This window comes from Paraburkholderia ferrariae NBRC 106233, from assembly GCF_000685035.1.
Lineage (GTDB): Bacteria > Pseudomonadota > Gammaproteobacteria > Burkholderiales > Burkholderiaceae > Paraburkholderia > Paraburkholderia ferrariae.
The window spans coordinates 24764-49583 of record NZ_BAYB01000051.1; the positions used below are offsets into that span (position 1 = coordinate 24764).

A 24820-nucleotide genomic window follows, 5' to 3' on the forward strand; every position below is an offset into this window, starting at 1 on the left:
TATCAATTTAGATATCCTAATAGATAGACCCCGCTTTGCGCGGGGCAACAGGGGCATTATGCTGCCGGGGCTTCGGACACGTAGGCGCAGCCGGTAACTTGCGAGGCCGCACCGGCCGAGCGGCGAAGCTGCCAGTTAATCATCTGCGTGACCCGGATTGCTACTTGGCCGGTTTGGAACATCGACACGGGGGCAGACGAGGCCGAGGCCGGGGCGCTGTCCATGATGATCGACGCTTCTTTCGATAGGTCGATTTGCGGCGCTGCGTCTTCACTCAGGTAGATTTCATCCTGAATGAAGAGCGTCATCGTGCCCGGAGCAGCGTTGTTCGACGTGATAACGCGGATGCCGAGCAGCGTGCCGCCCTCCATATCCAGGTTCGGGAAGCACTGGCCACCCAGTGCGTTACGGAGTTGCCCAATGGACAGGGCAAGTGAAGGCTGCATGACGATAACAGCGCTCGTCACGTCATAGTTAAGCGCGATGAACGGGGCCAGCAGCGCCTGTACGTCCGTGATGACGCTGAGCCAAGTCGTGCCCGAAGCGGCGAAGGCGGTAACGCCATTTAGCATACCGGCAGGCGACACGTTAGCGACTGCTGCGGCGTTACCGAGGAACGACAGGTCGAGACCCTTAGACGCGGCCTTGAGCAAGTCCGCCTGCACCATGGCCTCCGCCGCCGGATTCGAGAATCGGATAAGCTCCTCCGAAAGGACTGCCAGTGCCGCAATCTTCGTGTGCGTCAGGTAGATGCGATTGAAGGCTGCTGCCGTAACCGGCATCGGGCTCGCCTCACCGACCCAGCCGACCGAAGTACCGCCCGTCTGTCCTGCCACCGTCACATTAAACGGAATCTTGCGGAGATTGAGGCGGCCGAGAACCGTCTGCGGGTACAGAAGTTCGATAAAGTCCGACAAGTACTCTTGCGGATAGATCAGCGAGCCTGCCCAATCGGCTACGCTCGCCGTACCTGCTGCAACCGCGGCCTTTACGAAGGCCTGCAACTTGTCATCATCCTTATAGTGCTGTTCTGCGAGATTACCGACAAGAGTAAGGTTGCCCTTCGCCTTAGCTTGCAGCATGGCAAAGCGCGTCATGATCGAACCCTTCGGGGCGTTGCGCTCGACCGAGACGCGGGAAGTACCCGTGATATTGATATTTGCGGCCGCTGCGGCTTCGCTCCTCGGAATTGCTACGGCTTGTGCCGCGAGCGACTTTTCAACGTCGCTCAACACAGCGAGTTGCTTTTTACCTGCCTCCAGTTCCTGCGTAATCGCTTCGGCGCGGGTAACCTGTTCTGCCGTAAGCGCCTTGCCTGCGGTCGCCGACAGCATGACCATTTCGTTACGCTCGGCTTCGATTTCCGAGAGCTTGATCGTCAGGGCCTTGATTTGAGCGGAAATTTTCATACTTTATAGTCCTTATTTAGATGATGAGAAAAAGAAGTAAGCCGCGATTAAAGGCGGTCTCTGGTGTTTACGGGGTGCTACGATTTAGACGAAAGATCGATTCGCGCGGCTCACTCGCGCTCCGCTTCCTCAGGCTGCGCACGGATCAGGGAGAGTTGGCACGCTGCCTTGATTTGGTCGTTACGTGCGATGCGCGCGCGGCACTCCGCGCTATCACGGTCTGCGGCCTTCACAAGCGCGCTCAGGTGAGCCGCGTCGCGACTCCCGGCGAGGTCGTACAGGCTCAAGCGGCCACCGCCTCGGCATTGTTTTCGTGCGCTTCGCCCGCAATCTCCGCGAGGGCTTTGCACGCCGCGAAGTACTCCGTATTTAGTGCGATCAGATAGAACATGACCGCCTCCGCTACGAGGCCTCCGCCGAGCGTAGGCAAAGCGGATTCAAGTGTGATAATGCGTCGGTTCTTCGCGGCCAACATGGCGCGGATGGATTCGAGCGTGGGTACGGCTTCCGTCGCCAGAATTTTTTCTTGCATTTATATGCATTCCTAATGTTATGGGTCCGATTACGGCCCCGGTTACGATCGGTGAATTACGACGCGGGCGGCAGAGCGATTTGCACGGCTGCGCCCGGAACGAGTTCCCAATCAACGTACTGCTGCGCCGCCATGGCCACTTGGGCAGTTTGGAACATGTTCACCGGTACGTTAGCGGCTACACCAGCAAGGCCGTAAATATCTGCGTGTTCCATGGCGTCTACAACAGCGTCCCCGATGTAGGCGAGGATACGACTTGCATCAACAATGAACATCTGACCGACCGGGACACCATACGAGCAGATCGCCGGGAGACCGCCATAAACACCGCCGCGCGCCGTAACTTGCGTTTCGGTCGGGCTGCGCAACGTCACGGCGGTAAGCGGGTTCACGAGAACGTGGGCTTGCGTGAGGTCGCCCGTGAAGGCTTCCACGCCTGCGTTAAAGCTGGCATTGACCGTAGTGCTTGCCCCGATCTGGACAGCGGCGTTGGCGAGGCCTTGCGGAGAGACGACATCCCGCGCTTGCGAGCCGAGCAGCGCCGCATCGATACCCCGACTCAGGGCGCGAACAAGGACGCCCGTAATCGTGGCCTCTGCACTGTCGTTGGTCAGCATCACGAGTTCCCGTGACAACACAGCAATGATGCCGGCCTTACGCTTGTCCACAAGATAGACGCCGATATCGCCCTGGGCGAGCGGCGGCCGCGTGGCCTCGCCAAAGAACGCACCGGATACGGGCGATACCTCCGTATTGATGCGGGTGATTGCCGGAACCTGGACGATTCCCGCCATCTGTCCGAGGATCGACTGACTAAACACCGCCTTCACGAACTCGGACCGGCTAATCGTACCGACTGCAAGGCCCTGCGGGGCTGCGTCCGTGCCGGCCAGCATCGGCGCTACCGCCGCTTTGGTGTACGCCGCTGCTGCGGAGTGCTGACCCCATCTCTCGGCGGCGTAGCCTCCCGCATTGGCTCCTCCTACAGCAGCCTTGGCAATGGCAGCGCGGATAAAGGTGTTGTCTTTCAGGCGAATCGGTTCAATCATAGGCATGTCCTTTTGGTAGTGGAGTTCGGTGGATTTGAAGGCGGTGATACGCGCGTCCGGATTGCACGGGATCGAGGTCAAGCTCAGCTCGTGAATTGCGGCCTTGGCGAAGTGAACGCCGCCACTCGGGAGGGGCTTTGCCTCGCTCGGGATGAACCCAATGGAGACGCCTTTGATAAGCCCATGCTTCACGCTGTCCCAAGCTTCGTCAGTTCGGTCCTTGATCGTACCGGCTTCCGTAACCTTGGCGATCTTCGCTTTGAACGGTAGGCCCTTCGACGTAGCTCTACCGAATCGCACCGTGCCTACAGGTAAATCGTGCTTATGATTCAGGAGGAGCGGAACTTCCGGCGCAAATGTGAGGCCCATCGGGTCGATCACATCTTTGACGCGATCCGGGGTAGGCGTAGAGGCAACACCCTCGATTTCGCGCTTTTCTTCATCGAGAGATTTAATCTCAAATGTCGAAATTGATTTTTGCAAAGCAGTCCTTATTAGGATGGCGGGACAGACCAAAGCCCCCGCGTTGTTTGAATGGTGCGAATCGTCATCGGCTAGGCCAGTCGCACCCACAGACGGCCTAACCTACGTACTGCTGTTACTGTGCCCCTATCAAATCTGGCCGTAACGAATCTGCTGCGCGTAGCCGCCCTGGCGCCGCATCTGGTAGGACAGGCGCTGATCCACAAATGACTGCACGAGCTTATGCAAGTCCTTCGCGTCCTGGTCCGTCATATTGCCGCCACCGCTGTTATGCACGACGATGGACACAGGGCTGCTGCCACTACTGGAAGATACCGCCGAGGACTGCACCGAACCGACCGCGCCGCCTGTAGCGAAGTGCGAGAGCTTGCCCGTATTGATCGAGTCCAAGAGGCCCCGGTACTTCTTCGTCGCCGCAGCGTTGATGACGTACTCGCCATTTGAGAGCATCGCCGGAATGCTGTCGGACGTTCCCGTGCCCGGCCCGGTAATGTGTCCGCCCGTAGCGAAAGCACCCGCACCTATGAAGGGGTCTCCGGACGTAGCCGGCGTTGTACCGCCGGTGAAGTTCCCCGCACCGCCGAGGCCAAACAGGGAGCCGACTCCGCCCACAATCGCATTGAACATAGCCATTTCGGCCTGCTGCAATGCGATCTTTGCCATGTCCGCGAGAATCGCTGCCGTGAACTGATCGAAGCTACCTTTGCCCGTAGTCAGGAAATCATTGAGTGCATTCGAGGAGTCCTGCCACGCAGTCGTGAAAGCCTCCGCCGTAGCCTGGGCATTCGTGATACCCGCATTGCTAACATCGGATATGGCGCTACGCATCTGGCCCGTGTAACTATTGAGCCGCGTATTGTCAGCGTCGATAGCTTGCTGACGAGTCTGTAGCAGTTGAGCGTAATACTCCTGAGCGTTCTTGAGCTTGTCCGCGTACTCCTTCTGATCAGACGCGGGGTCAAGCCCGTACTGCTCGTAAAGCTGCTCGACCTTTTGCGCATACTGCTGCCTGATCTGGAAAAGCTCGTCGTACTGCTGCTTCTGCACGGCGGACATGTCGCGCGTATCGTCAGTAGCAGTCATGCTGGCACGAAGCTGCGTAAGCTGGAAAGCATTACCGGCCTGCTCGCGGCGGTTCGCCAAACCCTCGTTGAAATCTAGCGTGCCTGTCTGCTGGCTGTAAGTCTGATCCAATCCGGCGCGCTGTTGCTGCAAGACAGCCAATGAACCCTGTGCGCGCTTGTACGCTGCGGTATCCTTCGAACCCTTCAAGAGATCGGCTCGCTTCTGTGCGTCCGCAACCTCCTGATTCAAGGCGTCAACCTGAATCTGGTGAAGTTGCGCGTAGTACTGCCGCTCAGACACAAGACCAAGCTCCCGCTGATATTGCAGCTTTTGTTGCTCTTGCTGCTCGATCAGCCGGCGCATTTCGAGGGAGCTTTGCGTATCCGCATTGATAGCGGCCACCCGGCTCTTGTCCGATTTGTGCGCTGGCGTAATACGGTCCGTGTCGAAGCCGATCATCTGCTTACGCTGCGCCTCTAACTGTGCCCGTGAGGAGTCCGTCAACTTGCCGGCCTGGGAAAGCAGCTTGATCCGCGTATCGATCACAGCGTTATCACGCGTAATCGCCTCTGTCAGCCGTTGCTGCGGGCTAAGCGTCCGCTCGTACTCCGCCTGGACAGTCGTAAGAGAGTCGGCCAGCAAGGCGTTCTGTGCGGCATTCTCGGAAGCTTGCTTCTGCTCCGCGCGATTCCCGTCCACGAGCTTCTGCTGTGCGGCAATTAACGGGCCGTAGTCCGTGTAGTCGCCCGTTGTGCGCCCGCTCTGCTGTGCAGATTGCTTCGCCTTTAGATCGTTAAGGATGTCAAGGTCGGTAGACTTGCCTGCAAGCGCGCGGAAATATCGCTGAATACCCGCCGTCGCGTCATCCCAAAATCCAGCCAGATGCGACGTACTCTCTTTGGTTGCGCGCTCTACGTCCGCCAGTTGCTGCTGAATGAGGACCGTATATGCTGCGTGAGCTTGGCCCGCCTTCGTCAACGAATCGATAAGCGACATCTGCGCATCTGTCATCGAATGGTGGGAAGCCTGGTATTCCGCTGCGGCCTTCTTCACATCCTCTTGCTGACGGAGGAGAGACGCCAGTACCTTATCGAACGCCTCGCCAGTCGATTTAGCCATTGCGGTAGCGACCGTGCCGACTTGAGGAAATATATCCGCAGTTACCTTGCCCGTTGCAACAAGCTGGTTAAGGTCGTCGGTAGCCTGACCAACGCTTACCCCGAATCGCTGTGACAGTCCCTCTGCAAGCTCTTGAATAGACTCCCGCGTTTGTCGTGCGTAGCCCATCGTGTCATTCATCGCCGCGTCAAATGCTCCGACACGAGAGTTAGCCGCCTGAATACCTTCGACAAACTCATAGACGGCGGCTCCGGCCGCAGCCAACGCACCAACTGTAGCCAGTCCACCCACGGCGGCGAGCTTACCCATAATGTCGATACGCTCACCAAGCACCATAGCCGAGCCACCAAGGCGCGAGAAATTACCGGTAATGGCTTCGTGACTCATCACCAGAAGCTCTCGGCTAACGCCCGCCATACCACTATGCGCGCCTTTGGCGGCCTGCTCAAGCTCCTTGAGTTCAACAATCTCCGACGAGAACGCATTACCCAAACCGAGCTTACCTAGCTTGTCGGAGAACCGTTCTACCTGCGTTTTAGTCATGGCGTCGCGCATGCGATCCATCTGCGCGATCACGGCGTTTAGCTGCCGCGTCGTAGCAGACAGGCCCTGGTCCGCAAGGGCTTGCTCGGCCTTATTCAGTTTCGCCGCCCGGTCCGCAGAATCCGCCATAGCTTGATTCACGCGAGTCTGTGCGGAGACAAGTTTGCTTACTCCGGCCTCGACACCCGAAGCATCGACGGAGTACTTGATTGTCTGGTTATTGGTATCGCTCAAGCGACGACCTCACCGAGAGTTCTCTTACGTATGATGTAGTCCTAAGTTGATTGATCGGAAATTGATTCCGACTGCATCGGCTTGGCCAGAGGATCGGCGGCCTGCCTGTCTGGTGTTGCAGTTAGCTCCCGGTAGGTGCCGTAGTCGTCGGCACGTAGTTGTTACCCACGAGTTGCGCGGTGCCATCCTCAGCAAGCAAGCCTTCGCTAATCACGGTCGAACCAACGCGCATTTCCCCATAAAGCAGAGACACAGGGCCGCCTTGGTCCGTGGTGTTCTCGGCACCGTTGAAGTTGTAGGATCGAAGGTTCTGCGGGGTCTGCTGATGCGGGCTAATCATTTGCGCTACGCCCCCGAGCGTGACGCCAAGGCCGAGGCCAAACAGCATCCGGCCGAAAGGGGCCATGCCTGGGCTGGCGAACATCATGGCCGCCCCTGCGATCATCATTACGCCGCCTAAGATGGTCTGGAAAATGCCGCCGTGCTTGCTGCCGGCCAGGATCGGAGCTATCCGAATGTCCGACGAGCCGCTAGGGTGTTCTAGCTGCTTATCCCCGATATTCCGCTTACCGACGAACACGGCATAGCGAATGCCCCGCCCCTCGCTCGTCATTAGCTCCTTGCCGAAGCCTGGAACCATCGCCGCAAGCGCGCCGATAGCCTCGCGCGGAGAATTCACCACATATCGATGCACGCGCCCGAACTGCGCGCCTAGCTTTCCGTAGAGTCGGATCGTGCGGACCTGATCCGCAAGTTGGACGGCCATTAGGCGGCACACTCCCGGTACTGCACGAGGTACTGCGCCAAGGCATCCTTAAATACCGCCGCTACGCTGCAATCGCGCTGCGCAGCCACTTGCCGTAGGGCCTTGTGGGTCTCCGGTTTAATTCGCGTACTGACGACCCGCTCAAGCTCATACGGCTTGTCGGGGACTTCGTGTTTATTCAAAGTATCTCCAAGTTGTAGACAATAAAGAAAGAACAGGTAGCGGGTACGCCCGATCAAGGCGCACGGCGCTAACTGCTCGCGGTGGGAATGCATGCGGATTCGCTCGTCTCCCTATAGCCCGGGACTAACTTTCGGGCCGCGCCCTACAGCAGTGGCGTAACCCGATCACGGCTCACGCAGTCCGTTCTAGGAGGCAGCAAGCGAAGGCTTGAAGGTGCGAACCGAGGGTCTGCGCCGACACTTACCGGAGTCTCGTCTCCCTATAGCGCAATACTAACTTTCACCAAATTGGTGAAAATCAGATTAATCAATGGTTTATCACGGGTGCGACAAACGGTCCGAACAACCCGTCCTGCCAGCCTGCAATCGGCGTGTGGCTCGCATGGTCAAGCGCAAGCCAGCTTCGCATGAGCGCGTCCAGTTCTTTCGCAAGCTGGATAGCGCGCCTCGATAGCTCGACCTGCCGTACCGCTACCGCGCTCCCCCAAGCGTCGTATGCCTCATCTTCATCCCGGGGCGGCTTGTTCGATGCGAGGACCTCCGCTATAGGATCGATGGGCAATGCGTCGCCAACGTCGCGGGCCATATCGGAAATTTCGAACCCGATTCCGGTGTTCGAGAAAGCGATAGATGCGAGGACAAGCTTGATGTGTTCACCGTGCATGTTGCTTCTGCTCCTGTTCTTCGATTGATGAAACAGGCTCCGGGAGGGGAGGGCGTGACTGCTGCGCCGCCTCACCTGAAACCTGCTTTACGAATCGATTACCTCGTCGGCCCGCTCGCGTTCCTCACGCGCTGCGCTGCCGTCGATTCATGCCGGGTGCGTTTCTGTATCCCGGCGTCGCATTGTTCCGTGGCGTCTCGCTTTGCTTTGGATTCCCTCCGCGACTCCGACTCTTTATCCCGTTCTTGCCTCCGAGGAGGACTTACGCGCCGGGCTGGTAGGCCGTAACCATGTCGCTTACTACTCGCCCCGGTCGCTGTGCCGAGCGGATGCCGATCCTTGTCGATCAGCATGGAGCGAATATTAAAGCCAACCTTCACTACAAGTAAACAAATATTTTTGGTTTGCCTTGCTCTCTGTGGAGTAGAATCCATGCATCCTATTGAAGCATCTATAAAAATGTCGGCCACTATCACCAACGGCTCCCGGAGCAATCCGGAAAATTTGCCAGTTCAGACGCGCATGACGCCGTTTCAGATCGCGGCGCTTAAGGCGATTGCGTCCCTGGATGGGATCAACAGTGCTGCCCTCTTGCGCCGTCTGGTGGATCAATGTATCGAGTACAACCTACTTGATGCCCCCGTCCAGGATCGGGAACTGGTGCTCGGTTTGCTTAAGCGGGGCGGTTTTGACGAGGATCTGCAAAAAATTCTAGACGTAGCTGTCTTCCGGCAGAGTGCCCGCGAAGCTGCCGAGGAAAGCGCCCGCGAAGCTGAAGCATTGGCGGGCCGTAGCATCCTCGCAGGGGTTGACGCTAGGCGTAAGAAACAAGGTTCGGCTTAGGCCGGAGAGCGAGCGTTTGCGACCAAGCACAGCACGTCCGATATTGTTCGGAACTTGCGGAATCGCTATATCCTGACGCACGGCGAACTATTGCAGGCGGTCGAGCGGCTATCGTGGGCCGTCTGGCGCAGCTTGCTGGCCTTTTACCCCGCTGGTAAACTGTGACACTCCGGCTTGTCGCCGACTGCATTTCGCTTTGTAGGTCATTGATTGGTAAGGGTTTGATGCTTTCAAATCCTCTCGCCCCGACCAGAAAAATAAAGCCCGCGTAATCGCAAGATTGCGCGGGCTTTGTTTTTATGTGTTTCGATACTCTATACCCCTCCCTGGCGTAAAGCGTGCCGGGTAATCAGGCGTCAATCAATCAGGATTGCTACATAAAAGACGCCTGCGAGCCCACCTGAAAGACCCTGCTGAACCCCATCCCCCTCGAATGACAGCGCAAGATCCGGCTGCCAATTTTTCTCACATATCGGTGAAAATACATCGCTATGAGGCGCGCACCGCACGCCTTACGATACCCGCACGCGCCCGCCCGGGACGCGTCCGGCCAGCCTATCCCGAGCCCCAGTCATGAATCCCGTCGATCTCGCGCAACTGCTCGTTCTTGCCGCCCTCTGGGGCGGGTCGTTCCTGTTTATCCGCATCGGCGTGACCGACTTTGGCGTGGCGCCCCTCATGGCGCTGCGCGTGGGCATCGGGGCCGCGTTCCTGCTGCTCGTGCTGTTCTCGCGCCGCTCCCCGCGGGAAGCGCTTGGCACGCTGCGCGAGCGTGCCGTGCCGCTCTTCGTGGTCGGTATCCTCAACTCCGCGGCGCCGTTCTGCCTGTTCGCCTGGGCCGAGTTGACCCTTTCGGCGGGCGTCACTTCGGTCATCAATGCCACCACGCCGCTGTGGGGCGCGGTGGTCGCGTATCTATGGCTCAAGGACCGCTTGAGCGGCCTGCGTGTGGCGGGGCTGGCAGTCGGGTTCGCGGGCGTGCTCGCACTCGTGGGCGACCAGATCGCCACGCATGCGGGCGAAGGTGCGTCGCCCATGACCACCGCTCTGGCGGCCGCCGCGGCCCTCGGCGCGACGCTGCTCTACGGCATTGCCGCGAGCTACACGAAGCGCAACCTCACCGGGGTCGATCCGCTCACCGTGGCTGCAGGCACGATGACCGCCGCGACCGTCGTGCTGCTGCCGTTCGCCGTTGCCACCTGGCCCGCCACGCCCGTCTCCCTGCATGCGTGGGGGGCGGTGCTGGGCCTTGGCGTCGCGTGCACCGGGGTGGCCTATCTGCTGTTCTTCCAGTTGATCGCATCCATCGGGCCTGCCCGCACGATCACGGTGACGTTCGTGATTCCTGTGTTCGGCATCCTGTGGGGTGCGCTCTTTCTCGGCGAGCGCGTGTCACCGGGCATGGTCGCGGCGTGCCTCACCATTCTGGCCGGCACTGCGCTCGCAACGGGCTTCATCAAGCGTTTGCCCGGCATGGGCGCGCGGCGGGACGGGGCCAGGCAGTAGTCGCGCACCTCAGTTCCCATGGCTTTCGCCGCGAGAGGCATGGGATGCGCGCGCGGCGAGCCAGCGTTTTCGCTCGCGCAGTGACCTTTCTCAGTGACCTCTCGTAGTGCTCTCTCGCAGTGATGTCCTGCACGGTTGTTCTGTCGTGATGTGCATTACTGCAGCGTTATTACTCTGATTAAAAAAGCCGCAAAAGCATAACCGGCCATCCCGTAACGCGTATTGATATCGATGCGATGTGCGGAGCAATATCAGCTCGCGAGATTCAATGAAAGCAATCGGTAATTCGCTGCGTAATGGCGCGATTCGTGCGAAAAATATACCGACACTCCTCCAGGCAATAAACGAATACCCAGTGCCTGGTTGCGGCTTTGAAAGCAATCAGTCAGCCGCCTGTGCGCGCGACTCCTCCTGACTCCCTTGTCTCCCGCGCCCCATAAGGGTCACGATGGCACCGTACCCGGCAGGTTCGTTAATTCGCGTCTAAACTGGCGGCGTTTGACCTCGGGTCTTCCTTCCCTTGTTGCAAGGATAAGGATGGGCGACGTATTCATCCGCGCTTTGAAAGTTCGCATGTCCTGTCGATTGAGTCTTGCATGCGGCCATGGTGTCAAAAGCGTAACGATGAATTGCGTCATTTAACGTTTATCGGCCGTAGAAGAACCGGTAGTTTTAGCCCCGCGCTGCGCAGGGGACCTATCGTCTCTTACGCGCAGTGCGAACCATTGAAGCAACGCACGACGGTCCGCTGCCATGCGACCGTGCGGCAAATGAGCGCGGTACCGGCTGCCCATGCGCGGGGCGGCCGAGGCAGCGTGCCGCACTCGGTGTTCAGTACGCCGGCGTCGTGCAATGACGTTCGTATCGGGGACTTATATGGCAAAGAAGAAATCGGCCTGGCAGGGACATGCTGTGCGAGGGGCGCTAGCGGCGTTCCTCGCGCTGGGAGCCGCCGGCGCGCAGGCGGACCAGTTCGGCATACAGCTTGCGCCCGGCGTAGCCGATCACGACGTGAAGAAACTCGATCTCGGCCTCGTGTGGGATCCGGGCCTCCAGTGGTGGCATTTCGCGGGCTTCCATTTCACGGTGGTCGGCGAAGCGCACGTGGCGTACTGGGATCTGCAGGCGCCGGATGCCGTGCATCCGAACATCTGGGAATTCGGCTTGACACCGGTGTTCCGCATCATCAAGGATACCGGCTGGTTCCGGCCGTTCTTCGAAGCGGGCGTGGGCGTGCGCATGCTTTCCCATGTGCGGCAGACGCCCGATCGCACGATGTCGTCGTCGTTCCAGTTTGCCGATATGGTTGGCGTGGGCGCCCAGTTCGGCGAACATCAGAACTATCAGGCCGGGTTCCGCTTCCAGCACCTCTCGAATGCGGATATCAAGGAACCGAATCCCGGCGTTGATTTCAGCGAGATCTACGTGCAGTACAACTTCTAGGATTCGTGGCGCGGGGGCTGCGCCCGAAGAGGAGCTTTCATGGCAACAGGCAGTCAACTCACGCTTTACGCAAGCCGCAACCTGAAGCACGGCCACCGGTCCGCCATCGACTGGATACTGGAGGTCGCCAAAGCCGCGGGTGTACACGGCGCGACTGTGATGGAAGGCAGCCAGGGCGTGGACGCGCAGGGGCGCGTGCATGCCGCGCGTTTCTTCGAACTGGCGGACGAGCCGGCCATGGTGGTGGTCGTGGCCGAAGACGCCGCCATCGACGCCTTGCTGGTCACCCTCGGACAGGGCGGCGTCCCGCTCTTTTACACGCGCACGCCGCTCGAGTTCGGGCATATCGGCGCCCCCTGAACGCTCGCCCGACACGGACGGCCCGCCACTTTTCCCTAACCCGCTACACTGTCTGCAGTTGATGCGGCGCAGCACGCGCCGCGGCCGGCATCCCGACATGCGACAGGCCGGCATCGCAGACCAGTGGAGCGAGGACGCAGCATGGCAATCGAAACGGTAGGGATCGTGGGCGCGGGCACGATGGGCAACGGCATTGCCCAGGCGGTCGCGGTGGCCGGCCTGAAGGCGGTAATGATCGACGTGAGCGACACCGCGCTCGCGAAGGGCGTGACAACGCTCACGCACAGCATGGAGCGGCTCGTCTCGAAGGGCAAGCTCGACGCGGCCGTGCGCGATGCGGCGCTGGCGCGCATCGAAACGTCCACCGATTATCAGCGGCTTGCCGCCGCGGACCTCGTGATCGAGGCCGCCACCGAGAACGCCGAACTCAAGGCGCGCATTCTCAAGCAGATCGAAGCGGCCGCCCGGCCCGACGCGATCATTGCATCGAACACCTCGTCGATCTCGATCACGGCGCTCGCCACGACGCTGGCCGATCCGTCGCGCTTCATCGGCATGCACTTCTTCAATCCGGTGCCGATGATGCCGTTGGTGGAAGTGATACGCGGGCTGCAGACGCGCGCGCAGGTGGCCGCGGACGTGCGGGAGCTTGCGCAGCGCCTCGAAAAGACGCCGATCGACGTGAAGAATGCGCCGGGTTTCGTGGTGAACCGTATCCTCGTGCCGATGATCAACGAGGCGTTCTTCGTGCTGGCCGAAGGCACTGCCAGCGCCGGGGAGATCGATGCGGGCATGAAGCTGGGCGCGAATCACCCGATCGGGCCGCTCGCGCTGGCGGACCTGATCGGCCTCGACGTCTGTCTTTCGGTGATGGACGTGTTCCTCAAGGACTTCGGCGATTCGAAGTACCGCGCCTGCCCGTTGCTGCGCGAGATGGTCGCGGCGGGGCAGCTCGGCCGCAAGACCGGGCGCGGCGTTTACCAGTACGACAAATGATGCGCGCGTGAGCCCGGTCTTCGGCGCCGGGCTCAGGCCCGCACGCCCACGCGGTACTGCGTCACCTGTCGATAGGTTGCGCCCGGACGCAGCACCGCGGCTTCGTGCTCGGGTTCGCCCATGTTGATCTGGTTCGGGAAGCCGCCGGCTTCGAGACACAGGCCCGCATGGCGCACGCAAGGTGTGCCGTGGCGCCCCGGCATGCCCTCCAGATAATTGCCCGTATAGCACTGCAGGCCGCGCTGATCGGTCGTCACAACGAGTTCGCGTCCGCTCGCGGGCTCGTACACGCTCGCGACCGTGCGCGGCGCCGAGCCGCCGGATTCGCGCAAGCGGTAGCAATGATCGAAGCCGCCCGCGCGCGCGAGCTGCGCATGCGGCCAGTCGAGGCGCGCGCCGAGCGGCGCGCCGTGGCGGAAGTCGAACGCGCTGCCCGAAACGTCCGCCACGCCCAGCGGGATCATCTGCGGATCGACTTCGAGAAAGGCATCGGCGTCGATCGTCAGCACGTGGCCGCGGATATCCGAATGCGGCTCGCCCGAAAGATTGAAGTAGGGATGGCTCGTGAGATTGAGCGGCGTCGGCGCATCGGTTTGCGCTTCGTAGTCGAGCGTGAGCGTGCCGTCTTCGTCGAGCGTGTAGCGCACCTGCACGCTGACGTTGCCCGGAAACCCGCCGTCGCCCTCGGGCGAGTCGAGCCGCAGCGTGAGGGCGCCGCGGTCGTCCACCACCTGCCAGAGCGCGCGATGAAAGCCATTGGCGCCGCCGTGCAGCAGATTGTTCTTCTCGTTGCGATCGAGCGTGTAGTCGATGCCGTCGAGCGTGAAGCGCGCACCGCCAATGCGGTTGGCCCAGCGGCCGATCAGCCCGCCCATGTAGGTGCTGGCCTCGCAATAGGCCGCGGGCGTGTCGTGGCCGAGCAGGATATCGGCGAGGCGCCCGGCGCGGTCCGGCGCGAACCATGAGACCAGCGTCGCGCCGAGATCGCTGATCGTCACTTTCATGCCCTGCGCGTTGCGCAGCGTGTAGAGCCGGACGGGGTCGCCGCCGGGCAGGGTGCCCCACGGTTCGGAAGGCAGACGGGCGAGGCTGTTCATGGGGCGCAGTTCGGTGGAAGTCGTGGGCGGCCTGGGCCGGCGCGTGGGTTCGGGGCTTCGGTGGCGGGCTTCAGGTTCGCAAGACGGTGTCGGGCGCGGCGGCGGCCGGTGCTGCGCTGTCCTGATACTCGCGCGGCGTGCAGCCCAGTTCGCGCTTGAATACCGCGTACATGTACTGCACGGACGTAAAGCCGCAGCGGATGGCCACCTCGGCGCTCGCGGCGTCGCGGTTCGCGAGCATGGCCTTCGCGGCATCGAGCTTGTGGCGCAGGATTTCCTGGTGCACGGTGCAATGGCGCTCGCGCCGGAAATACTCCTCCAGCGAAGAGCGCGAAATGCCGACGTAATCGGCCACCTGTTCGGTCTTGATGCCCTGGCAGGCGTACTGGCGAATGAAGTGCCGCGCACGCATGACGTGCGGGCTCGAAAGCGGCTCGTGTTCCGTCGATTCCAGCACGTTGATGCCCACGGGCGGCACGAGGATGCGGCGCCCCGGAAAGCGCGCGCCGCGCAGCATCTGGTGCAGCAGGTGCGCGGCCGTCTTGCCCATTTCCCCCGTGCCCTGGATCACGGACGAAAGGGGAATGCGCGTGAGCGCACGCATGAGCGGGTCGTTGTCGATACCGATGATCGCGACCTGCTCCGGCACCGCAATGCCGTGGATGAGGCACGCCTGCAGCAGATGGCGCGCCCGCGCGTCGGTTACGGCGATCACGCCTACGGGCTTGGGCAAAGCGTGCAGCCATTCGCTCAACTGCTCGATGGCCTGGTTCCAGGCGGGGGCGCTCGTCGCGAGCCCGCGGTACACGGGCGCATCGAGCCCCTCGTCGTGCGCGAGTTTCTGGAACGCGTGCTCGCGCTCCTGCGCCCAGCGGTTCTCCTGCGCGGCGGGCAGGCTGTACATCGCGAGATGCGGCAGCCCCGCGCCGATCAGATGGGTCCAGGCGAGCGAGACGAGCTTGGCGTTGTCGGTGGCGATGTAGGGCACGTCGGGCGGGTACTGCGCCGCGTCTTCGAACGAGGAGCCCACGGCCACGACCGGTAGCGGGCAGCCGGCCAGCGCCTCGGCCACGGCCGGATCGTCGAAGTCCGCGATGATGCCGTCGCCGTCGAAGCGCTCGATGCCCGCGAGGCGGCACCGGAAGTCCTCCTCCAGAAAGAGGTCCCAGGCCACGCGCGTGGAGCTCAGATATTGGCCGATGCCCGCGATGATTTCGCGGTCATAGACCTTGTTCGCGTTGAAGAGCAGTGCGATGCGGTGCGACGTCTGGGAGGCGGGGGCGCGGTTCATGAGCGGTCGGGGGCCGTGGGCGCGGCGGGCGGTGTCTCGTTCGGTCCTCAGGGAACACCCAGGGGCACTCGGTGAACGCTTAGGGACCGGTGTATTAAGCGTGCGGTTATTTTAGGCCGACATGGCGCCGCGCGTGCGGCGCTCGCGTCCGGCTGGCAGGAAACATTATCCGGCTCCCGCAATTTCGCAATTGCCGCGCTTTGGCCGGGGCGGGCAGTATGGCGTCACACAGAACGGCGCGTATCGTTGCGCCGCAACATGACTGGAGACGCCATGTCGTATTTCGAATCCATCCCCGCCATTCGCTACGAAGGTCCGCAGTCGGACAATCCACTCGCTTTCCATTACTACGACCGCTCGAAAAAGGTGCTCGGCAAGACGATGGAAGAGCATCTGCGCGTGGCCGTGTGCTACTGGCACACGTTCGTGTGGCCCGGCATCGATATTTTCGGGCAGGGCACCTTCCATCGTCCGTGGCACCAGCCCGGCGACGCGATGGAGCGGGCACGCCAGAAGGCCGACGCCGCGTTCGAATTTTTCTCGAAGCTCGGCGCGCCGTTCTATACGTTCCACGACACCGATGTAGCGCCCGAAGGCAACGATCTGAAGGACTACACAGAAAATTTCGCCCGCATGGTCGATTACCTGGGCGAGCGCCAGCAGGCGAGCGGCGTGAAGCTTCTGTGGGGCACGGCGAATCTCTTTTCGAATCCACGCTACGCGGCGGGCGCGGCGACCAACCCGAACCCCGAGGTGTTCGCCTATGCGGCGACCCAGGTGTGCCACGCTCTCGACGCCACGCGCAAACTGGGTGGCGAAAACTACGTGCTGTGGGGCGGCCGCGAAGGCTATGAAACGCTGCTCAATACCGACCTCGTGCGCGAGCGCGAACAGTTCGCGCGCTTTCTTTCGATGGTGGTGGAGCACAAGCACAGCACGGGCTTCACGGGCACGCTGCTGATCGAACCCAAGCCGCAGGAGCCCACCAAGCATCAGTACGACTACGACGTGGCGACGGTGCAAGGCTTTCTCACGCAGTACGGCTTGCAGAACGAGATTCGCGTGAACATCGAGGCGAATCACGCGACGCTCGCCGGCCACTCGTTTCATCACGAAATCGCCATGGCCTACGCATTGGGCGTGTTCGGCAGTGTGGACGCCAACCGCGGCGATCAGCAGAACGGCTGGGATACCGACCAGTTCCCGAACAGCGTGGAAGAACTCACGCTCGCGTTCTACGAGATCCTGCGTCACGGCGGCTTCACGACCGGCGGCATGAACTTCGACGCGAAGGTGCGGCGCCAGAGCGTCGATCCCGAAGACCTGTTCTACGGGCACGTCGGCGCGATGGACGTGCTGGCGATCGCGCTGGAGCGCGCCGCCGTCCTGGTCGAGAACGAGCGCCTCGACCAGTTGCGCAAGCAACGCTATGCGGGCTGGGATACGGAGCTCGGCCGCAAGATTCTGGCGGGCGGCTACTCGCTCTCGTCCCTTGCCGCCGATGCCACTGCGCATGGTGTGAACCCGCATCACGCAAGCGGGCAGCAAGAACGGTTCGAAAACATCGTCAATCAGGCGATCTACGGGCTGCGCTGAATCCGACGCAAAGAAAACACAAAGAAAACAGCGCGCGTACACACGTACGCGCGGCTGACAAGGACGGAGACATGTTCATCGGAATCGACCTCGGCACGTCCGGCGTCAAGGCCGTGCTGCTCGACCGTGCGGGCGACGTGCTCGGCAGCGCGAGCGCGCCGCTCACGGCAAGCCGGCCGCACCCGCGCTGGTCCGAACAGGCGCCGCAAGACTGGTGGGAGGCGACCCGCATCGCGCTACGCGCGCTGATCGCGCAGGCCGCCGGTGCCGGCATCGGCGCTGCACAGATCGAAGCAATCGGCCTCACGGGGCAGATGCATGGCGCCACGCTGCTCGATGCAAACGGCGAAGTGCTGCGCCCCGCCATCCTGTGGAACGACGGCCGCTCGGACGCCGAATGTCTCGAACTCGAACGCGCGGTGCCCGAACTGCATGAAGTGGCGGGCAACCTGGCCATGCCGGGCTTCACGGCGCCCAAGCTGCTATGGGTGCGCAAGCACGAACCCGAGGTGTTCGCGCGTATCGCGCACGTTCTGCTGCCCAAGGACTATCTGCGCTATCTGCTGACGGGCGACTTTGCGACCGACGCCTCCGACGCCGCCGGCACGCTCTGGCTCGACATCGCGAAGCGCGACTATAGCGATGCCTTGCTGGCCGCATGCGGACTGACGCGCGAGCAGATGCCACGCGTTTTCGAGGGTAATCAGATTACCGGTACGCTGCTGCCGGCCCTGGCGCGCGAATTCGGTTTGCGCGAAGTGCCGGTGGTGGCGGGCGGCGGCGACAACGCGGCGGGCGCGGTCGGCGTGGGCATCGTGCGCCCCGGCGACGCCATGCTCTCGCTCGGCACGTCCGGCGTTTATTTCGCGGTGTCCGACGGTTTTCGCGCCAATCCCGATTCGGCCGTGCACAGCTTCTGTCACGCGCTGCCGCATACGTGGCATTTGATGTCGGTGATGCTCAACGCGGCCAGTTGTCTCGACTTCACGGCGCAACTGAGCGGCTACGAGAGTGTAGCGGCGCTGCTGGCGGATGCCGAAGCCAACGCGAACGAGGAACGCGATGCGCGGCGCCCGTGGTTCCTGCCTTATCTGAGCGGGGAGCGCACGCCGCACAACAACGTCAACGCCAAGGGCGTTTTCTACGGCATGACGCCGCAGACCTCGCGTGCCGATCTCGCGAACGCAATGCTCGAAGGCGTGGGCTTCGCGCTGCTCGACGGCATGGATGCGCTGCATGCCGCCGGCCTCGTGCCGGACTCGATCACGGTGATCGGCGGCGGGTCGCGCAGTGCGTACTGGACGCAGATGCTTGCCGACATCAGTGGCCGTGCGCTCACGCTGCGCGCGGGCGGCGAGGTGGGGCCCGCGCTGGGCGCCGCTCGCCTTGCTCACCTCGCGCTCGAGCCTCAGGCGGCGCTCGAAGCCGTGTGCCCGCAGCCGCCCGTCATCGCGGTACGCGAACCGGATGCCGTGCGCCATGCCTGGTATCGCGAGGCACGCCGTCCCACGTTTCATAGGCTCTATCGTGCATTAGAACCTGTTTTTGCCACCGGCGCCTGACTGTACCGGCGCCGGTTACGCAAGAAGCCACGCGACCCTTCGAGTCGCTCTTACATAGTAGTCCTGTTGATATGCCGTTACGTCGTGCACGCGGATGCCCGTTCGCGCGCCTGCGTTTCGCAACCCTGGCAGTGCCGCTTTGCCGCACAGCGCGCAAGCGGCTTTCGACCATCAAGAGGAGTGGAGACATGAAATTGACCAAACGTCGTTCGGTTCTGGGTTCGCTCATATGTGGGGCCGTGCTTGCGAGTCTCTCGCTTGCCGCTCCGCTCGCGCATGCGAGCAAGGATCATCCCGAGATCGGCTTCTGCATCGACGACCTGCGCGTCGAGCGCTGGTCGCGCGATCGCGACTACTTCGTCGCCGCCGCGCAGAAAATGGGCGCGACCGTTTCGGTGCAGTCGGCCGACGCGAGCGAGGAGCGCCAGATCTCGCAGATCGAGAACCTGATCTCGCGCGGTGTGGACGTGATCGTGATCGTGCCGTTCAATTCGAAGACGCTCGGCAACGTGGTGGCCGAAGCGAAGAAGGCCGGCATCAAGGTGATCTCGTACGACCGCCTGATCCTCGATGCCGACATCGACGCCTATATCTCCTTCGACAACGAGAAGGTGGGCGAACTGCAGGCGCAGGGCGTCTATAACGCGCAGCCGAAGGGCAATTACTTCCTGCTGGGCGGCGCGCCCACCGACAACAACGCCAAGATGCTGCGCGAAGGCCAGTTGAAGGTCCTCAAGCCCGCGATCGACCGCGGCGACATCAAGGTGGTGGGCCAGCAGTGGGTGCCGGAGTGGAGCGCTTCCACGGCGCTGCGCATCATGGAAGACGCGCTCACGGCGAACAACAACAAGATCGACGCGGTCGTGGCCTCGAACGACGGCACGGCGGGCGGCGCGATCCAGGCGCTCGCCGCGCAGCATCTCGCCGGCAAGGTGCCGGTTTCGGGCCAGGATGCCGACCTCGCGGCCGTGCGGCGCGTGATTGCGGGCACGCAGACGATGACGGTGTACAAGCCGCTCAAGCTGATCGCGGGCGAGGCCGCGAAGCTCGCGGTGCAACTCGCGAAGGGCGAGACGCCGGCGTATAACGCGCAATACGACAACGGCAGGAAGAAGGTCGATACGATCCTGCTGCAGCCTACGCTGCTCACGAAGAGCAACGTCGATATCGTGGTCAAGGACGGCTTCTATACGCAGCAACAACTGGCAAGCCAGTAACGTCGGGCGGCCCGCGTGTGCGGCGCGCTGGCGGCGCCGCGCACCGGGCCCTTTGCAGCGAGGCGGAATGCGTATGACCGAACCATTGCTGACGATGCGCGGCATCGTCAAGTCTTTCGCGGGCGTCAAGGCGCTCGACGGCATCGACCTCACCGTGCGGCCCGGCGAATGCGTGGGCCTGTGCGGCGAGAACGGCGCCGGCAAATCGACGCTCATGAAAGTGCTCTCGGGCGTGTACCCGCACGGCACCTGGGACGGCGAGATCCGCTGGGAGGGCGCGCCGCTCAAGGCGTCGAGCGTGCGCGACACCGAACGCGCGGGCATCGTCATCATTCACCAGGAACTGATGCTGGTGCCCGAGCTGACCGTGGCCGAGAACATCTTCCTCGGCAACGAGATCACGCTGCCGGGCGGGCGCATGAACTATGCGGCCATGTACCGGCGCGCGGACGAGTTGCTGCGCGAACTGAAGATCGACGCGATCAACGTGGCGCAGCCCGTGATGAACTACGGCGGCGGCCACCAGCAACTGATCGAGATTGCCAAGGCGCTCAACAAGCGCGCGAAGCTCCTGATACTCGACGAGCCTTCGTCGTCGCTCACCGCGGCCGAAACGAAGATCCTGCTCGACATCGTGCGCGATCTGAAGCGCCGCGGCGTGGCCTGCGTGTACATCTCGCACAAGCTCGACGAGGTCGATGCGGTGTGCGACACCGTCACGGTGATCCGCGACGGCAGGCACGTGGCCACCGAACCGATGGCTTCGCTCACCACCGATCGCATCATCGCCATGATGGTGGGGCGCGAGATCCGCAATCTCTTTCCGCGCGAGCCGCACGCGATCGGCGAGGTGATGTTCGAGGCCCGCAACGTGACCTGTTACGACGTGGCGAACCCGCGCCGCAAGCGCGTGGACGACGTGTCGTTCGCGGTGCGCCGCGGCGAGATCCTGGGCGTGGCGGGACTGGTGGGCGCCGGGCGTACGGAGACCATGCAGGCGATCTTCGGCGCGTATGCGGGCACCTGTTCGGCGACGGTGCTGCTCGACGGCAAGCCCTTGAAGATCCGCTCGCCGCTCGACGCGATCCGCGCGGGCATTGCGATGGTGCCCGAAGACCGCAAGCGCCACGGTATTGTTCCGCAACTGGGGGTGGGGCACAACATCACGCTTTCGGTGCTGGAGCGCTATGCGAAGGGCGGCCGCATCGATGCCGCCGCCGAACTCGATACGATCCGCACGGAAATGCAGCGGCTCTCGGTGCGCGCGGCCAACCCCATGCTTTCGATTGCGAGCCTTTCGGGCGGCAACCAGCAGAAAGCCGTGCTCACGAAGATGCTGCTGACCAACCCGAAGGTGCTGATCCTCGACGAACCGACGCGCGGCGTGGACGTGGGCGCCAAGTACGAAATCTACAAGCTGATGTTCGAGCTCGCCAAACGCGGCGTGGCGATCGTGATGGTGTCCTCCGAATTGCCGGAGGTGCTCGGTATCAGCGATCGCGTGCTGGTGATCGGCGAGGGCGAGCTGCGCGGCGACTTCGTCAACGAAGGCCTCACGCAGGAACATATACTCGGCGCGGCGATCCAGAGCACGCGCCGTCAACCTGAAAGAGCGAGTGCAGCATGACCCCCGACGTCACGACCCAACCCGCGCGCGAGGGCGCGCCGCACGGCGGCAGCGGTTTCGCCATGCGCTTTCAGCAACTGTTCGCGCGCTACAAGATCCTCGCGCTGCTCATCGCCGTGGCCGCGATCTGGGCGTTTTTCTCGGTGCTCACGCACGGCGCGTTCATCACGCCGCGCAACGTCTCGAACCTGCTGCGGCAGATGTCGATTACGGGGATGCTCGCGTGCGGCATGGTGTTCGTCATCATCGCCGGGGAGATCGACCTCTCGGTGGGCTCGCTGCTGGGGCTGCTCGGCGGTGTGGCGGCCATACTCGACGCCAATCGCGGCTGGCCCATCGCTGCGACCGTACCCGCCGTGCTCGCGCTCGGCGTAGTGGTCGGGCTCTTCAACGGCTGGTGGTCCACTTACCGGCGCGTGCCGTCGTTCATCGTGGGGCTGGGCGGCATGCTGGCGTACCGGGGCATTCTGCTCGGCATTACGGGCGGTTCGACCATCGCGCCGGTCTCGGATAACTTCGTGTTCATCGGCCAGGGCTATTTGCCGCGTTTCGTGGGCGACACGCTGGCGGTCGTGCTGTTTGCGCTGCTCGCGCTACTCACGGTGCGCCAGCGTGCGAGCCGGCGCCGCTACCAGCTTCCCGTGGTGCCGCTCTGGCAGGACGGCGTGAAGATCGCCGGCGCGGGCGCGCTCGTGCTGGCGTTCGTGGTGGTGCTCGACAGCTATGGCGGCATTCCCGTGCCCGTGCTGCTGCTTCTCGCCCTGGTGGGCGTCTTTACGTGGATCGCGACGCAAACCGTGTTCGGGCGCCGCATTTATGCGGTGGGTTCGAATCTGGAAGCGACGCGCCTCTCCGGTGTCAACACGAACCGCGTGAAGCTCGCCATCTTCGCGCTGATGGGGCTCATGTGCGCGTTCGGCGGCATCGTCAACACGGCGCGCCTTGCGGCGGGGTCGCCTTCGGCGGGCACCATGGGCGAGCTCGATGCCATCGCAGCGTGCTTTATCGGCGGCACCTCGATGCGGGGCGGCTCCGGCACGGTGTATGGCGCACTCATCGGCGCGCTCGTGATGGCGAGCCTCGACAATGGCATGTCGATGCTCGACGTGGACGCTTACTGGCAGATGATCGTGAAGGGCGGCATTCTCGTGCTGGCGGTGTGGGTGGATGTGGTGTCGGGGTCGAACCGGAGGTGAGGGGATGTGCTTGCAGCGCGCGCAGCATCCCGGCTACGGTTGTGCGGTGCTGCCGCGCGCGGGATTGGATATTGGTTTCATCTGGTCCAGGACTTCGATATTGATCCGGGATGCCCTTCTGGACGTTGTCCGGGTCGAGGATTGGCTTGAGACGTGAGCAAGCAAGTACGCTCGGCGCTGATTCGCTGGTATGTCCGAAGCGCTATCAAGAGGGGCTTTGAGGTATCGCAAGCAGCGCACGTGCAAGATTGCGATGTATTTCGAGAGGCCACGGCGGTACGGTAAGGTAATCAGATTACCGTTCAGAGTGGCGATACGACTGCCTACCATCGCGAAGGCTGGCGCGGGAGGACTGCGAATCGCCATGACCCGCAGTCTGGGAGCGTTTGTGGGCCGGACTATTCCGGTAGTCGGGATAGTCATGCTGGGCTGGGACGCATTCTTGATCATGCAGAAGACGATTTTTACGTACAACCGCCTCGCGAAGGCTGAAGACAGGGTTCCTTGACATGGCAGACCAGACCTGGGAAGCGCTTGAGGCTTTCGCACGTGAAGAACTGGGCTGCCCGTTGTTTGGGCGCCTTGAGCTCAATCCGCGGTCACGCATCGAAGAAGATTTACGGCTGACCGGTGTGGACGCCGTTGAATTCATCGACAAGTGGGCTGAAAAGTTCAACATCGAGGCTCCGGATGGTTTTCCGTATTCCCGGTATTTTGGCCCGGATTCTCTGGACGTTGTGCGTGCGGTCGCAGGGCTATTCTCGAAGAAGTTCCGCGATGTTCCGCTCGTGCCAATCACACTCGGGATGCTGGCTGAGGCCATGCGGCGCGGCAAATGGAATACGGCGGAAATCGAAGCAGCGAGCGCGCGCAACTAATTTGCGAAGGCGGGACGCTTTGTGACAGTCACAATCAGATCAGGTCCTCACGGCGATTTTGTATTCGCGTAATCGAAGGCCATGCCAACGCCACGATTGCAAACGAGTCACGTATGAGGTATCGGTAGCGGCCCATTCCTGCCATGTCTGTATGGCCCGCTGCCACGCTCCCCGTGTTCTGCCCGCGCGCTTTGATGTTCACGTGTGAGCGCGCACTCGGGACGGGGCCGCCATCCCGCCCATTTTCCCCGCGCGCGCAAGCGCGTTGCACATAGCGCGCGAGTCTCGCCAATTCCTGCCACAATGTTTTCGACCTCTGCCGTCCGGCTCATGCGCACGCGCGCAAGCTCGCCGCCGGCATGGGGCTCGTCCGCCGCAGCGCCGCGTTGCTCGCGCCGCCTGCCGCTTTGTCGCTTTTCCGGCGCACCTACGTGTCGCGCCGAGCTTCACGGCCGTGCGCCGTGCGGCTCCGAACTGGAGACAAGTCGACCATGCCAGTCCTCTGTGAAATCTGTAATGCCCGGCCTGCCGTTGCGCGCGTGACTGTCGTGCAAAACGGCCAGCGCAAGTCCATGTCGATCTGCGACTACGACTACCGGCAACTGATGCGTCATCAAAGCATGCTCAACCCGTTCGATTCGCTGCTGGGTGGCGGCGGACTGTCGCGCTTTTTCGGCGGCGTGGGCGGCGAAGGCGAGCACGACGACGAACTCGCGGGCCTCGCCGCCGAAGTGCCGCGCGAATCCGTCGATGCCACCGACGCGTTCAGCGAGCAGACGATGGAACTGCTGCAGCGCGCGGCGGAAAAGGCGCACGAGTTGCGCCGCAACGAACTCGACACGGAACATCTGCTCTACGTGCTGGCCGATACGGATGTATGCGCAGCACTCCTCAAGGAGTTGAAACTCTCGCCGCAGGACATCAGAAGCTACATCGACGAGCACGCCAAGGAAGGTAACGCCGCTCCCGATGCGCCCATCGACAAAATGACGATCTCGCCGCGCCTGAAAAAAGCATTCCAGTACGCGTTTCAGGCTTCGCGCGACCTGGGCCATTCGTATGTGGGCCCCGAGCATCTGCTGATTGGCCTCGCGGCCGTGCCTGATAGCCTCGCGGGCACGCTGCTCAAGAAGTATGGCGTGACGCCCGAAGCGCTGCGGCA

21 protein-coding genes and 1 pseudogene are annotated in these 24820 nt (G+C 62.3%); 13 read left to right on the forward strand and 9 right to left on the reverse strand.

The window, feature by feature from the left end; genetic code table 11:
- Positions 1-56: 56 nt before the first annotated feature.
- The 7 genes from BFE01S_RS34110 to BFE01S_RS34145 form a co-directional block, all read right to left on the reverse strand.
- The gene (locus tag BFE01S_RS34110; RefSeq protein WP_028229353.1) at positions 57-1409 is read right to left on the reverse strand and encodes a phage major capsid protein; all 1353 of its coding nucleotides are present in this window, start codon (positions 1407-1409) and stop codon (positions 57-59) included.
- Positions 1410-1692: 283 nt separating this feature from the next.
- Positions 1693-1941, reverse strand: a complete 249-nt coding sequence (locus BFE01S_RS34120) for a hypothetical protein (RefSeq protein WP_028229354.1) — start codon at positions 1939-1941, stop codon at positions 1693-1695.
- A 56-nt stretch (positions 1942-1997) separates the two neighbouring features.
- Positions 1998-3473, reverse strand: a complete 1476-nt coding sequence (locus BFE01S_RS34125) for an HK97 family phage prohead protease (protein WP_028229355.1) — start codon at positions 3471-3473, stop codon at positions 1998-2000.
- Between the two features lie 129 nt (positions 3474-3602).
- Positions 3603-6434: a phage tail length tape measure family protein gene (locus BFE01S_RS34130; RefSeq protein WP_028229356.1), complete on the reverse strand. Its 2832-nt coding sequence runs from the start codon at positions 6432-6434 to the stop codon at positions 3603-3605.
- A gap of 121 nt (positions 6435-6555) precedes the next feature.
- Complete coding sequence (locus BFE01S_RS41345) at positions 6556-7200, reverse strand: tail assembly protein (RefSeq protein WP_042339661.1); 645 nt, start codon at positions 7198-7200, stop codon at positions 6556-6558.
- Positions 7200-7475 carry a hypothetical protein gene (locus BFE01S_RS34140; RefSeq protein ID WP_028229357.1) on the reverse strand — a complete coding sequence of 92 codons (276 nt, stop codon included), beginning with the start codon at positions 7473-7475 and terminating at the stop codon, positions 7200-7202. Before BFE01S_RS34140 ends, BFE01S_RS41345 begins: the two co-directional genes overlap by 1 nt.
- Before the next feature lie 214 nt (positions 7476-7689).
- Positions 7690-8046, reverse strand: coding sequence for a hypothetical protein (locus BFE01S_RS34145; RefSeq protein ID WP_028229358.1), 357 nt, complete (start codon positions 8044-8046; stop codon positions 7690-7692).
- Between the two features lie 432 nt (positions 8047-8478).
- Here BFE01S_RS34145 and BFE01S_RS34150 point away from each other — a divergent pair, with 432 nt between their 5' ends.
- The 5 genes from BFE01S_RS34150 to BFE01S_RS34170 all read left to right on the forward strand — a co-directional run bounded on the left by BFE01S_RS34150 (position 8479) and on the right by BFE01S_RS34170 (position 13194).
- On the forward strand, positions 8479-8889 hold the full coding sequence (locus tag BFE01S_RS34150; protein WP_156967259.1) for a hypothetical protein: 411 nt from the start codon (positions 8479-8481) through the stop codon (positions 8887-8889).
- A gap of 573 nt (positions 8890-9462) precedes the next feature.
- Positions 9463-10395: a DMT family transporter gene (locus tag BFE01S_RS34155; RefSeq protein WP_028229360.1), complete on the forward strand. Its 933-nt coding sequence runs from the start codon at positions 9463-9465 to the stop codon at positions 10393-10395.
- An 876-nt stretch (positions 10396-11271) separates the two neighbouring features.
- A complete protein-coding gene (locus BFE01S_RS34160) occupies positions 11272-11838 on the forward strand; it encodes an acyloxyacyl hydrolase (RefSeq protein ID WP_028229361.1) in 567 nt (188 codons plus the stop codon).
- Between the two features lie 39 nt (positions 11839-11877).
- Positions 11878-12198, forward strand: coding sequence for a DUF190 domain-containing protein (locus BFE01S_RS34165; RefSeq protein WP_028229362.1), 321 nt, complete (start codon positions 11878-11880; stop codon positions 12196-12198).
- 141 nt (positions 12199-12339) lie between these two features.
- Positions 12340-13194, forward strand: a complete 855-nt coding sequence (locus tag BFE01S_RS34170) for a 3-hydroxybutyryl-CoA dehydrogenase (RefSeq protein WP_028229363.1) — start codon at positions 12340-12342, stop codon at positions 13192-13194.
- Positions 13195-13226: 32 nt separating this feature from the next.
- Here the strand turns inward: BFE01S_RS34170 and BFE01S_RS34175 are convergent, their stop codons facing one another.
- Together BFE01S_RS34175 and BFE01S_RS34180 are read right to left on the reverse strand one after the other, a co-directional pair.
- On the reverse strand, positions 13227-14291 hold the full coding sequence (locus tag BFE01S_RS34175; protein ID WP_028229364.1) for an aldose epimerase family protein: 1065 nt from the start codon (positions 14289-14291) through the stop codon (positions 13227-13229).
- 70 nt (positions 14292-14361) lie between these two features.
- Positions 14362-15582, reverse strand: coding sequence for a XylR family transcriptional regulator (locus BFE01S_RS34180; RefSeq protein WP_028229365.1), 1221 nt, complete (start codon positions 15580-15582; stop codon positions 14362-14364).
- A 273-nt stretch (positions 15583-15855) separates the two neighbouring features.
- Here BFE01S_RS34180 and xylA point away from each other — a divergent pair, with 273 nt between their 5' ends.
- The 8 genes and pseudogenes from xylA to BFE01S_RS34225 all read left to right on the forward strand — a co-directional run.
- The gene (gene xylA, locus BFE01S_RS34185; protein WP_028229366.1) at positions 15856-17178 is read left to right on the forward strand and encodes a xylose isomerase; all 1323 of its coding nucleotides are present in this window, start codon (positions 15856-15858) and stop codon (positions 17176-17178) included.
- A 71-nt stretch (positions 17179-17249) separates the two neighbouring features.
- Positions 17250-18740 (forward strand): xylulokinase, encoded by a 1491-nt coding sequence (xylB, locus tag BFE01S_RS34190; protein WP_028229367.1) that lies wholly within the window; start codon positions 17250-17252, stop codon positions 18738-18740.
- A 188-nt stretch (positions 18741-18928) separates the two neighbouring features.
- Positions 18929-19957, forward strand: coding sequence for a D-xylose ABC transporter substrate-binding protein (xylF, locus tag BFE01S_RS34195; protein ID WP_028229368.1), 1029 nt, complete (start codon positions 18929-18931; stop codon positions 19955-19957).
- 85 nt (positions 19958-20042) lie between these two features.
- The gene (gene xylG, locus BFE01S_RS34200; RefSeq protein ID WP_407668259.1) at positions 20043-21584 is read left to right on the forward strand and encodes a D-xylose ABC transporter ATP-binding protein; all 1542 of its coding nucleotides are present in this window, start codon (positions 20043-20045) and stop codon (positions 21582-21584) included.
- Positions 21581-22780, forward strand: coding sequence for a sugar ABC transporter permease (locus BFE01S_RS34205; RefSeq protein ID WP_028229370.1), 1200 nt, complete (start codon positions 21581-21583; stop codon positions 22778-22780). The genes xylG and BFE01S_RS34205 overlap by 4 nt, the downstream gene beginning before the upstream one ends.
- Positions 22781-23075: 295 nt before the next feature.
- Positions 23076-23288, forward strand: a pseudogene (locus BFE01S_RS46690) (STM2901 family protein); the annotation flags it as partial.
- Between the two features lies 1 nt (position 23289).
- Positions 23290-23658 carry a DUF1493 family protein gene (locus BFE01S_RS34220; RefSeq protein WP_028229371.1) on the forward strand — a complete coding sequence of 123 codons (369 nt, stop codon included), beginning with the start codon at positions 23290-23292 and terminating at the stop codon, positions 23656-23658.
- 491 nt (positions 23659-24149) lie between these two features.
- Positions 24150-24820, forward strand: a 671-nt coding sequence (locus tag BFE01S_RS34225) for an ATP-dependent Clp protease ATP-binding subunit (RefSeq protein ID WP_169742701.1), incomplete at its 3' end; no start/stop codon positions are given.